General features: G+C 37.3%; 10 protein-coding genes and 1 tRNA gene. 8 read left to right on the top strand and 3 right to left on the bottom strand.

The annotated features are described in order from the left end of the window. Positions 1–136: 136 nt before the first annotated feature. Entirely contained in the window at positions 137–331 is a 195-nt protein-coding gene (locus AADJ06_RS02285) for a hypothetical protein (protein WP_341224774.1), read from the bottom strand. Between the two features lie 302 nt (positions 332–633). On the opposite strand from AADJ06_RS02285, the gene AADJ06_RS02280 reads away from it, so the two are divergent. Beyond that, complete coding sequence (locus AADJ06_RS02280) at positions 634–1,062, top strand: hypothetical protein (protein WP_341224773.1); 429 nt, start codon at positions 634–636, stop codon at positions 1,060–1,062. A 596-nt stretch (positions 1,063–1,658) separates the two neighbouring features. On the opposite strand, the gene AADJ06_RS02275 is transcribed toward AADJ06_RS02280, so the two are convergent. Further along, positions 1,659–2,414: a hypothetical protein gene (locus tag AADJ06_RS02275; protein ID WP_341224772.1), complete on the bottom strand. Its 756-nt coding sequence runs from the start codon at positions 2,412–2,414 to the stop codon at positions 1,659–1,661. 306 nt (positions 2,415–2,720) lie between these two features. Further along, positions 2,721–2,794: transfer RNA gene (locus AADJ06_RS02270), tRNA-Ile, on the bottom strand. Positions 2,795–3,150: 356 nt separating this feature from the next. Between AADJ06_RS02270 and AADJ06_RS02265 the strand changes: the two genes are divergently transcribed. From AADJ06_RS02265 to AADJ06_RS02235, 7 genes are read left to right on the top strand one after another with little or no spacing between them, the layout of a single operon-like run. Then, the gene (locus tag AADJ06_RS02265) at positions 3,151–4,392 is read left to right on the top strand and encodes an HD domain-containing protein (protein ID WP_341224771.1); all 1,242 of its coding nucleotides are present in this window, start codon (positions 3,151–3,153) and stop codon (positions 4,390–4,392) included. Positions 4,393–4,430: 38 nt separating this feature from the next. Next, positions 4,431–5,459 (top strand): UDP-3-O-(3-hydroxymyristoyl)glucosamine N-acyltransferase, encoded by a 1,029-nt coding sequence (lpxD, locus tag AADJ06_RS02260; RefSeq protein ID WP_341224770.1) that lies wholly within the window; start codon positions 4,431–4,433, stop codon positions 5,457–5,459. Continuing rightward, complete coding sequence (locus AADJ06_RS02255; protein ID WP_341224769.1) at positions 5,460–6,854, top strand: bifunctional UDP-3-O-[3-hydroxymyristoyl] N-acetylglucosamine deacetylase/3-hydroxyacyl-ACP dehydratase; 1,395 nt, start codon at positions 5,460–5,462, stop codon at positions 6,852–6,854. Between the two features lie 9 nt (positions 6,855–6,863). After that, complete coding sequence (gene lpxA, locus AADJ06_RS02250; protein WP_341224768.1) at positions 6,864–7,658, top strand: acyl-ACP--UDP-N-acetylglucosamine O-acyltransferase; 795 nt, start codon at positions 6,864–6,866, stop codon at positions 7,656–7,658. Positions 7,659–7,664: 6 nt separating this feature from the next. Further along, positions 7,665–8,288 (top strand): ABC transporter ATP-binding protein, encoded by a 624-nt coding sequence (locus AADJ06_RS02245; protein ID WP_341224767.1) that lies wholly within the window; start codon positions 7,665–7,667, stop codon positions 8,286–8,288. Beyond that, positions 8,224–11,775 carry a gliding motility-associated C-terminal domain-containing protein gene (locus tag AADJ06_RS02240; protein ID WP_341224766.1) on the top strand — a complete coding sequence of 1,184 codons (3,552 nt, stop codon included), beginning with the start codon at positions 8,224–8,226 and terminating at the stop codon, positions 11,773–11,775. The genes AADJ06_RS02245 and AADJ06_RS02240 overlap by 65 nt, the downstream gene beginning before the upstream one ends. After that, a complete protein-coding gene (locus AADJ06_RS02235; protein ID WP_341224765.1) occupies positions 11,772–12,185 on the top strand; it encodes a DUF6157 family protein in 414 nt (137 codons plus the stop codon). The genes AADJ06_RS02240 and AADJ06_RS02235 overlap by 4 nt, the downstream gene beginning before the upstream one ends. The last annotated feature ends 5 nt before the right edge of the window (positions 12,186–12,190 follow it).

The raw sequence follows: 12,190 nt of genomic DNA, 5'->3' as shown, positions 1-12,190 counted from the left end.
AGGTTCATTTCGTTACGTCATTTCGTTCCTCCATTCCTTCACTTCATTTACCACTTGTAGCCTAAGTTTCGCAAGCAAGAGTATGGCTTCCATTTCATTCCACTTAAATTATTGTCTCTTAAAGTCCATTCCATATTCAAAGTTTTTGCTCTAATAACCTTGCAGTTTGCAAAGTCTGCAAGCCCGCAAAAACTTCCGAATATTCCATTATCCTTCTCAATAGTCGTTGCATTTCATTACTTCCACACCCTTGCTGCACACAATTCCCACGCACCATTTTGGTATAGTTTAGTTTTTTCTTTGGTCTCTTATCCCGTTTAGTTCTTTCCATTTTTTAAGAAATGTAATTTGATTTTTTAAAAAGAGAATAAAAAGAACAGCAAAAATAGGCGGCTCCACACATTCCTTCCACACAGAATAGGCTGTAAAGGTCAAGCCCTATGGGGTTTTGTGTGAAAAATTTTAGTCTCACCGTCAATTGAAGCTTTCTCCAATCAAAATTTTTAACCCAAAAACCTTGACAGCCCATTCCACCAGCCGCCTAATGGATAGCTTTCTTTTTTTTCTTGTTTTTTTTCTTTGTCAAAAAGTATAGTGAGCGAAGCGTAGCAAGCAAATTTTTAAACCCATGCTATGCAAAATCTCAAAATAGTTACCTACAATCCGAAAAACGTACTTCCAGAACATGCCATTTGTGTACTAAGTAAAGGCTTAAATAGTGGTAAGCCATTAGATGGTCCAACTCCTAATTCTTTTGTAATCCATGCCAGTAGTAATGAGCAAGCCAGATTAATCAAATCAATTTGTATGGGACTTTGGAAAACCAAAAGCCTTTATCCATATCATGTGGGTTCAGTAATCCCATTTATTAGAATAGCTGATTTTAAAGACGTTTTACAAAATGCAATTGAAAAAGCATTAATAACCGAGAATTTGGCTCAAAAAAGTATGCAAATAGGAAAACTAGAAGAAATGGAAAAAGTATATCTCAGCAACTTAACCTTAATACAAGAAGCTAAAAAAGCAATTTACTTGAGTTTTATCAGACACAAGAGGAAATAGACCCAAACAATTGAAATCGTGATGAATGATGTGCCGAATAAAATTTATACGCTAAGATAGTGGAGCTGGCAAACGCTCAAGCCATAACAAAAAAATAAAAAAGACTACGGCATAATGAAAGGCTATTTACCTAGAAAATAACACCAGCCTTAGCCTTTCACCCTGCGGGACTTATTCCGTTTCCTTTTGTATTTTTTATCCGCCCCACTGAGGAAGGCATATAAATTTTATTCTTATGTCACATCAGTCATCTTTATCATCAGTTTCTAGGGTCAGCAGTTGTCCTTGTTGTTCCAGTTTATCACCAGAGTTTGTGCCAGTGTCTCCATATGCTTTCCAGCGTTTTGTGAGGCCAGCACATTTTATCCAGTCACCTAAGCGTGGTGTTCGTGTGTATCTTTTGCCATGCAGCTGTAGTCTTTGGGTTCATTCTTCAGGTGAGCGTTTTCTTTGTGCATTGCCCTTTTAGGGCTTTGCATAAAAGATACAAACTACTTCGATTAAGGATTTAGGAAATTTAGGATTCCTAGGAAATGGCAAATAAAAAACCCTATCAAACTGATAGGGCCTTTATTCCTTAATGAAGAAAGATAATTCTAAATTCCACTTATTGTAACAAGAGACAATGAGTTATGAGAACCATTTTTCAAAGGGTACATCTCACCATTTACTTCCTGATAAAACTCAATTCCAAAAACAAGGAAAAGAGGATGAGTACTATTTGCAGTCACAGTGTTCGTTAAATCCAAAGCCGCAGATGCTGAATTTATCAAGGGTAACACAGCACTCTCTTGAACATCAACTATAAAAGTTTCATTTTCGAAATCTACTTCTGCACCACCAGTAACAAATTTGAAATGTGTTGCACCACCCGAAGCCGCTATCATCTGTGCAGGATTAAAACTTGGAATGTTCACTTCAAGAGTTCCAGCCACTCTATCAATAGTAGACGTAAATGGAGCATAAATGGTATTACCAAGTTTACCATTAATATTAAACTCGAATCCGGTCAGTAATTCAGCTTCTCCATCAATTACATTCCTTTGACCTCTAGTATTCGTAGCATCCGCCTGAATGACTTTTACCATTTTAGCAGTTAATCTACTAACCATACGCCTGTCAGAAGCATTTTGTACGAGAACTCTTAAAGAATTCCTCAGTAACTTACCCGCTTTTCCAGCTCTCCCAAATTCTGCACCGTTTTCACGTGTTCTTTGAAAGTTCGGGTCGTTCGCGATTCTATCGCCATCTACACCGCCTTTTTCACGGGCTAAATAGCCATCTTGTGTTTTGTAGAAAGTAATACCTCCGATAGTACCATCTAACTTAATAAGACCTTTTTGTCGTGCCATAACTTTAAATAATTTGTTTGTTTATACCCGAAATTATTAAGCTATACTGATATTAAAGTACTTTTAAGACCTCCTAAGATACGTTTGCAGTTCTTCGCATCACTTAGCACTAATCCAACTCCTAAGTTTCCTTAGAATCCTAGATTTCCTAATCCTAGGAAAAGTATGATTAGAGAATTGATAAGGTATGGATGATGTATTAGAAATGCACAAAAGGTCCACAATTGCAACTGTTGTTGTATGTAAATTGTATGCAAGTAAATAAAAAAGAGAGTCACGATTTAACGTAACTCTCTGATTATTAAGTGGGCCCACATGGATTCGAACCATGGACCACCTGATTATGAGTCAGGTGCTCTAACCAACTGAGCTATAGGCCCTAAACTCTTGTAATTTATTGATAAGGTTTTCTTCCTTTAGGACTTATGACTAACATCAGTTACTCTAATCTACCAGCAACCGCATTATGAGCTATAAGCCAAGCTCTAAACTACCTCCCATATTCTTTAAAATAAACTAAAGAGCAGGTTCTGCTTGCCTAAAGCGAGTGCAAAGATAAAAGGATTTATTTTTTATCACAAAACTTATCCATCACATTCTTTAATTAATTATTCTATTGATACCTAAATAGGTCATTGTTAGCCTTTCCAGATTGAAAACTTTTCTTGCTTTTCTATTTTTTTGGATGAACCTCATATTTTCTCACCCCTCCTTTGCCTATCTTTGCACTTGATATATGTACATACAGAATAAAAGAAAAATACTAAACGATCCCGTTTATGGCTTTGTTACTTTGCCAAGCGAGCTTGTTTATGATTTAATAGAGCATCCTTATTTCCAAAGGCTACGAAGAGTAAAACAATTAGGTTTAACAGATTTTGTTTACCCTGGAGCACTTCATTCGCGGTTTCAGCATGCCATTGGTGCCATGCACCTCATGGGGCAAGTTTTAAATAGCCTTGAGGCAAAGGGAAACTTAATCATGGAAGTAGAACGTGAGGCGGCACAAATAGCCATATTACTTCATGATATTGGTCATGGTCCATTTTCTCATGTCTTAGAATACACTTTACTAGAAGGCGTAAACCATGAAAAAATCACTGAAATGATTATGGAGAAGTTAAATTTGGCTTTCGATGGAAAGCTAAATTTGGCTATCGAAATGTTCAAAAACACCTACCACAGGAAATTTTTCAATCAGCTAATCTCAAGCCAGCTTGATATGGATCGCCTCGACTATATCAATCGAGACAGCTTTTTCACAGGTGTGGCAGAAGGAAGCATAGGTGTAGACCGAATTATTAAAATGCTAGACATTCATGAGGAAAATTTGGTGGTAGAAGAAAAAGGTCTTTTAAGTGTTGAAACCTTCCTAAACGCCAGAAGAACCATGTATTGGCAAGTTTATTTGCACAAAACAGCCATCAGCGGAGAGGTCATTCTTATAAAAGCTCTAGAAAGAGCCAGAGAGCTTAAGAGTACGGGGCAGCAAGTTGATAGCCCTAAAGATTTAGAAAAGTTTTTGGATCGAAAAATAGGACTAACTGCCTTCATGGAAGAAAAAGAGACTCTAGAAAGCTTCTTAAAAATAGATGATATAGACATTCTATCCTGTATAAAAACCTGGGTAAACCACAAAGACAAGGTACTTTCATTTTTAGCACAATCCTTTTTGAATAGAAAACTCTATAAAATCAAATTATCGGACGAAAGTCCTTCTGAAAAGGAGATTAACAAGGTAAAAGAACATCTTTTAGAGAATGGTATTAACCCTAAAGACCTAAAATATTTCTTTCATGTAGGCAGCATTAGTAATGCTGGTTATGTTTTAGAAAATAGCAGAATTAACATTTTAAAGAAATCAGGGGAAGTTCAGGATATCGTTGAAGCTTCTGATTTACCGACTATCAAGGCTTTAGGCAAGATCGTCAAAAAACACTACCTATGTTGGTCCAAAGATGTATATTTGCATTTTTAACCCTTATCATAAAAGGTGGCCATTAAAAAGAAGCTAATATGAAATTCACGGTGCGTCAAATAGCCCAACTAATAGGTGGAGAAGTAGAAGGAGACGATAGTTTGGAAATTGACCAATTTTACAAAATTGAAGAAGGCCAAAAGGGTGGGATATCTTTTCTAGGAAACCCCAAATATGAACCATTCATTTACAAAACAGATTCTTCAGCAGTTATTGTTGCAAATTCATTCGTAGCTAAAGACTCCATAAATTCATCCTTAATTAAAGTTAAAGACCCATATAGTTCATTTGCTACTTTGTTAAGCGAGTATGAGAAGCTAACTAAAAAAAGTAAAGTGGGAATTTCAGAGCTTGCCTTTGTAGACCCAACCGCTGAGCTTTCAAAAAATATTTATTTAGGAAACTTCTCACAAGTTTCTGAGCACGTCAAGATAGGAGAAGGAACCATTATATACCCACAAGTATTCATTGACGATAATGTAACTATTGGTAAAAATTGCATTTTATATGCAGGAGTAAAAATCTTTGCCGATACTGTTATTGGAGATAACACAACCATACATGGTGGTGCTATAATAGGCTGCGATGGTTTTGGTTTTGCTCCGCAAAAAGACGGAACTTATAAAAATGTTCCACAAACTGGTAATGTAGTTTTGGGTGACAACGTTTCCATTGGGGCAAATACGTCTATTGACAGAGCTACCATAGGAAGTACCTTAATAGGTAATGGTTCCAAAATCGACAATTTGGTACAAGTGGGTCATAATGTTACCATAGGAAAAAATACAGTAATAGCTTCACAAACTGGCATAGCTGGTTCTACAAAAATAGGAGACAATTGTGTGATAGGTGGGCAAGTAGGATTTGCGGGCCACGTGCAAGTAGCTAATGGCACTAAAATTGGAGCTCAATCTGGAATAAACAGAAATGTGGTGAAAGAGAATTTATCTTTAAACGGAACACCATTTATGGACTTAAGACAACATCAACGTTCATTGGTGTTTTTCAGAAAGTTACCAGAATTTGATAAACGTATTAGCGACTTAGAAAAGCAAAATAATAATTAAATGAATACTAAACAATCTACCATTGGTAGCGAAGTTTCTGTTAAAGGAGTAGGTCTTCATTCAGGAGAAGTGGTTACGCTAACCCTTTGTCCAGCTGGAATAAATGAAGGCATTGTATTTCAAAGAATTGATATTGAAAACAAGCCCAAAGTACCAGCTCTAGTAGAATTTGTGGTTGACACTGCAAGAGGTACCGTCCTAGAAAAAGATGGGGCCAAAGTTCAAACCACCGAGCATGTTTTAGCAGCTATTGGCGGACTACAAGTTGACAATGTTCTTATCAAGCTAGACGGTCCAGAAATTCCAATAATGGATGGCAGTGCTATGCCTTTCGTAGAATTATTAGAAAAAGCTGGTTTAGTAGAGCAAAATGCTCTTAGAAACTATTTCACCATAACTGAGGCTGTTCAATTAAACAACCCAGACCATTCGGTAGAATTAGCAGCTCTTCCTTTAAATGATTATAGGCTAACAGTAATGGTAGACTATAATTCTAAAGTCTTAAGTTCTCAGCATGCCCAACTGCATGAAATAGGAAACTTTAAAGAACATATTGCCTCATGTAGAACTTTTGTGTTCGTACATGAGTTAGAAGCTTTGTACAATGCAGGTTTAATAAAAGGTGGTGATATTAATAATGCCATTTTAATAGCTGAAGACGAGGTTAGTGAAGAGCGAGTGGCTGAATTGGCAAAAATGCTTGGTAAAAACAAGCTTACTATAGGAAAGTCTGGTATAGTAAACGATGAGCCTCTTAAATTCAAAAATGAACCCGCAAGACATAAACTGCTGGACTTAATAGGCGATTTAGTGTTAGTAGGAAGACCACTAAAAGCTCATATTTTAGCAGCAAGACCTGGACACGCTTCCAACGTTGCTTTGGCGAAGAAAATCACCAAAGTCATAGCAGAAGCGTCAAAAGCACCTCCAACTTTTGATGTTGATGCTGAGCCTGTTTTTGATGTTAACGGTATAGCGAAATTGCTACCGCATAGGTACCCTTTCCAACTAGTTGACAAAATAATGAGTCTAGATGGTAGCACAGTAGTAGGAATTAAAAATATCACCATGAACGAGCCGCAGTTTATGGGACATTTTCCTGACAATCCTGTAATGCCCGGTGTATTACAAGTGGAAGCTATAGCTCAAACTGGTGGCGTATTGGTTTTAACATCAACTGGAGAGCCGGAAGCATATTGGCCTTATTTAGTAGGGATTGATAAATGTAGGTTTTTTAGAAATGTTTTACCGGGAGATGCGTTAGTAATTCGATGCTCGCTGCTTATGCCTATTAGAATGGGGGTGGCAAAGATGCAAGGAGAGGCTTGGGTAGGCAGTAATCTGGTGTGTAGTGTTCAGATGACGGCAAGGTTAGTAAAGAAAAAAAACGATTAGAGAATATATATGAATCAGCCACTGGCTTATGTTCATCCTGAAGCAAAAATAGCTCAAAACGTAGTTATAGAACCATTCACATCAATTTCTAAGGACGTTGTAATTGAAGAGGGTACATGGATTGGACCAAATGTAACCATAATGGAAGGTGCTAGAATTGGTAAAAATTGCAAAATTTTTCCAGGAGCCGTTATATCAGCCGTCCCACAAGACTTAAAATTCCAAGGAGAATACACTACTGTTGAGATTGGAGACAACTCTACCATCAGAGAATGTGTTACTATCAATAGAGGCACTGTAGATAAGTACAAAACCGTAGTAGGTAAAAACTGCTTGGTAATGGCTTATGTTCACATTGCACATGATTGTATCATTGGAGACAATGTAATTTTGGCTAACAGTGTTCAGCTTGCTGGTCATATCACTATAGAAGATTTTGTTTTTATTGGAGGTACCACTGCCGTTCATCAATTTGTTAAAATAGGAGCTCATGCCATGATAGCCGGAGGCTCTTTGGTAAGAAAAGATGTTCCTCCTTTTATAAAAGCCGCTAGAGAACCACTGGGTTTTGGTGGAGTAAACTCCATAGGTCTTAGAAGAAGAAACTACAGCAATGAGAAAATTGCTGAAATTCAAGAAGTATATCGCTTTTTATTCTTAAAAGGACTAAATATGGCAGATGCCAGAAGAGCCATAGAATTAGAAATGGATGCCACACCAGAGCGTGATGAAATACTATTCTTCCTTAAAAGCTCTGAAAGAGGTATTATCAAAAATGGTAACCTTAAATCTGAGGATAAGTAAAGACTAGTGGATATCAAGCTTGAAAATATTGGAAAGAAATTTAGTAATGAATGGATTTTCAAAAATCTCAGCTTTACTTTCAAAGGTGGTAAAAAGTATGCCGTAACTGGTTTTAACGGTTCCGGAAAATCTACACTACTACAGGTTACTTCTGGGCTTGTCCCTGCAAATTTGGGTAAGATTCAGTACCGCAAAAATGGAGAAAACATTCCGGAAGACACCGTTTATAAACACGTTTATATTACTGCTCCTTACATTGAATTAATAGAAGAATACACACTTTCGGAAGCCATAGATTTTCATGTAAAATTCAAACCTTTTAAAAAAAGAATGAATAAGGAAGACTTTCTTGCTTTAATTTACATGGAGAAAGAAGCTAACAAGCTTATCAAGCAATTTTCCTCAGGCATGAAACAGCGACTAAAGCTTGGCTTAGCTTTTTGTTCTGAATCTGATGCCATCTTTTTGGATGAACCCACTACCAATCTTGACGAGCAAGGAATTCAATGGTATTTAGCTATGGTTTCTAAACTAGAACCAACTAAATTGGTTATTATTTCTTCAAATGATGACAGAGAGTACGGGTTTTGTGATGAAGTTTTGGCGGTCAATGATTACAAGGTTAGTTAGTTTTAAAACTATCCTTTTATTCTCTATTCTCTTTACTATTACTTTTGCCGTGTATGCCTCCAAGCCTTCCGGTCAATATATTTTCATTGAAAACAAAGGTCAGTGGCACTCCGATATTCTATTCAAAGCTAATATCCCAGGCGGTTTTCTCTTTGTCAAAAATAGCGGTTTAGAATACATATTCTACGACACTAAGCATTTAGGCGAAATGCACTTTAGTGGTGCTAAGTCCGAAAAAATAAAAAGAGAAATAGATAGTGTGGAACTTCAAAGAGTTTCTCTGGTTTTAAATAATTCTAATAAATTGGCTCGAGCCGAGGTTGCAAATCCAGTTTCGCAAAAGTTTAATTACTATTACGGAAATGACTCTTCCAAATGGGTTTCAAATGCCGAAGGTTTTAATGAAGTATGGCTAAGAAATATTTATCCAAACATTGACTTTAGGCTTTATGGAATAGGTGCAGCTTTGAAATACGAATACGTAGTTCATCCCAATGGCAATCCTAAGGACATTAGCATGGAATACTTAGGGCAAAACCACATAAGTATTGAAAACGGAGAATTAAAGTTAAAAACTAGAGTTAACGCCTTTAAAGAATTTCAACCTTTTACATTTCAAGAAAAAGCGAACACTAGAGCAGCGGTAGACGCAAAGTTTGTTCTAAACCAAAGTGAAATTTCTTTTGACCTTGGTGCCTACGACAAGACTAGGGATTTAATTATTGACCCAGAATTAGTCTTTTCCACGTACAGCGGTTCGTTTGCTGACAACTGGAGCCATACGGCCACTTTTGATGATGAAGGAAACCTATACGCGGGCGGAACCGTTTTTGGTGCTGACTTTACTGTAACAGCCAATGCTATTCAGCCAGTTTTAGGTGGTGCCACCAGTGTCACAGGAGTGGAACGCTCTACAGATATGGTCATTATGAAATACAGCTCTGACGGCTCCGAATTACTCTATTCCACTTTTTTTGGTGGTGAGCAGTCTGAAGTACCGCACAGTTTGATATGTAATTCAAAAGGGGAACTTGTGATTTTTGGAACTACCTCCTCCCCTGACTTTCCTATTTCTGCAGATGCCGTTCAAAAAGAATTCAAAGGAGGAACGGGTCTCAATAGCGGCCCCATTACTACAAGTATCGGCTTCATTTATGGTACAGACCTTTTTGTGTCAGTTCTGAGTCCTGATGGCTCAAAACTAGTAGGTAGCACTTTCATGGGAGGGAGTTCAAATGATGGTTTGCATGACAACAGAGCATTATCAATAAGAAATTATGGGGACGAATTTCGAGGAGAAGTTTATGTAGATGAGGCTGATGATATCTATGTAGCTTCCATAACTACCTCAGCAGATTTCCCTTTGGCTTTTTCACAAACAAGTTTGTCTTCATCACATGATGGAGTCATTTTCCAATTAAACAGAGAGCTTTCTAATTTAAAATGGAGTACCTATATCGGTGGAAGTGACTATGATGCAGCCTATGCCATAAGGGTAAATAAAGCAAAAGACGTATATATTTTAGGTACCACACTAAGTGATAATTTGGGAGCCTCTCCCACTGCTCTTAACCCAACTTTAAGTGGTAAGGCAGATGCTTTTATTGCACTCTATAGAAACAAAGAGCTTTCAGAACTTACCTATTTAGGGACAGAAGAAGAAGAGGTAGGCAGCCTACTAGACTTAGATAACGAAGGTAATGTGTATGTTTTTGGCTTAACACAGGGAGCATATCCTATTGAAGGTACGGTCTACAGAAACCCAGAAAGTGGTCAATTTATTCACAGCTTAAATCCTTCTTTATCCAAAACCCGTTTTTCTACTGTTTTTGGTTCAGGGCGTGGCATAGGGAAAGTTGATTTAGTACCAACCGCCTTTTTGGTAAACGACTGTGGAAACATGTATTTAGCAGGTTGGGGAGGCGTAGTCAACTCTAATAACGGCTATAACCTAGAAAGCACCACTTTTGACTTACCTATAAGCTCAAGAGCTTATAGAAAAGAAACCACAGGAAGTAATTACTACTTTGCTATTTTTGAAGCGAATGCCAATTCTCTACTATATGCTACATACTTTGGGTCTGATGGCCCTCAAAACCCTTTTGATGAAAGAGGGGATCACCTAGATGGCGGCACCTGTAGGTTTGACAAAAATGGCGTAATCTATCATTCTGCTTGCGTTTGTAGAACCAGAAATGAGGGCTTTGTCGGTTTTCCTACAGACAATGGATTTGAAAAAAATCATAATAACTCTAACTGCAACATGGCGGCTTTTAAGTTTGATATAGACGACTTAGCTGCTGTTTTTGACATAGTGGATGGTGCAAATATTAATCCTGAGGTAGTTTGTGCAGGAACAGAAATTGACCTCCGAAATAATAGCAAAGGAGCTTTGACTTATCAATGGTCTATTAATGGTGAGGTGTTATCTAGAATTGAAAACGAGAAGCACATTTTTGAAGACGGTGGTACGTATGAGGTTAAACTAGAAGCTTTTAACAGAGTCAGCTGTGCTACTTCTGATTCTATCATTCGCGAAATAAAAGTGATTTATTATGAAACAGAAATTAGTGCAGATTCCACCGTGTGTCCTCTCTCCAGCAACCAGATATTTGCCAGGGGTGGCGAAAGCTATGCATGGTCGCCTAGCGAATTTTTAGAAAACAGTAATTCCTCCTCACCCATTGCCACAGTTTCTGAAACTACAACTTTTGAAGTAGCAATTTCAAATGAGCAATGTACCGTACGTAAAACAGTCGATTTAATAGTAGAAGACAAAAGCGATTTTAAGGTAGCTCCTGATTTAGAGGTCTGTACTGGTGAAGAAACAAAAATATGGGCAACGGGGTTTGCGGACTATTTCACTTGGAGTCACCCAGACATCGGAGAAATAACAGATAGTGTTATTCTAGTTAAACCAAATGAAAGCAGTACGTACACGGTAAAAGCTTTTTATCCAGATGGCTGTGAGCTGACTAATGCCGTCACACTAAATGTTGACCAAAGTTTTGCTCCTGATTTTGATTACTTTTTAGACTACCATTGCGACCAAAGCTTTGATTTGATTTTTGATAATAAATCACCTCAATCCAGTAATTTCACTTGGGATATGGATAGCGAAAAAAGCTTAAACGTATTAACTCCAGTAGCTTATACTTTTGCTAAAGCAGGCAATTATACTGTAAAGCTAAAAGCTACCAATCAGATTGGCTGTGCATTAGAAATTGAAAAAGAACTCCTTATTCCAGAACAAGCAGACTTGATTCCTAATGCTATCTCACCAAATGGCGATGGCAAAAATGATACTTTTGTTATTGCAATTCCTGATGCAAGTTTGAATGTTTATAATAGATGGGGTAAATTAGATTATGAAAATACCAACTATGATAATTCTTGGGGAACAGATGTAGCAACCGGAACCTATTTTTACGAATTGAAACTATCAAATGGTAGATTATGTAAAGGCTGGATAGAGGTTTTCAAATGATACATTCAACAAACTATTATAACACATTTATAGAAATAGCCGAAGATTGCCCTACCGCTAATTCTGAAATCCCTCCTCTAAAGGGAAAAAAGAAATCTCTGGCCAATTTGCAGTTTGAAATGGTGTTTGAAAACCCATATAAATATACTTCTGACGAAGTCTTTTATGCCATTCATGTTCTAAGAAAAGAAATCCCCGAAGGAGAACGAGAAGAACAAAAAAAGGCTTTCTTTTCAAAAGGTCAGCCCTGTTTTAGGGCTTCCCCATTAACCAAAAGATATGGGTGGGGACTTCATAGTAATAAAGAAGGGAAAATTGCCCTTTATGAAAAGGGTTCAAAAGAATACCAAGATTTTGTAAACGATGATTCAGTAATAAAGAAAAAAGCAATGCGTTCTAAAAGGGCGTAAAAATT

It is taken from the genome of uncultured Arcticibacterium sp. (assembly GCF_964021845.1).
In the GTDB taxonomy this organism is placed as follows: domain Bacteria; phylum Bacteroidota; class Bacteroidia; order Cytophagales; family Spirosomataceae; genus Arcticibacterium.
The sequence above is the reverse complement of the archived record's forward strand: the minus strand, read 5'-3'. Positions and strand labels throughout refer to the sequence as shown.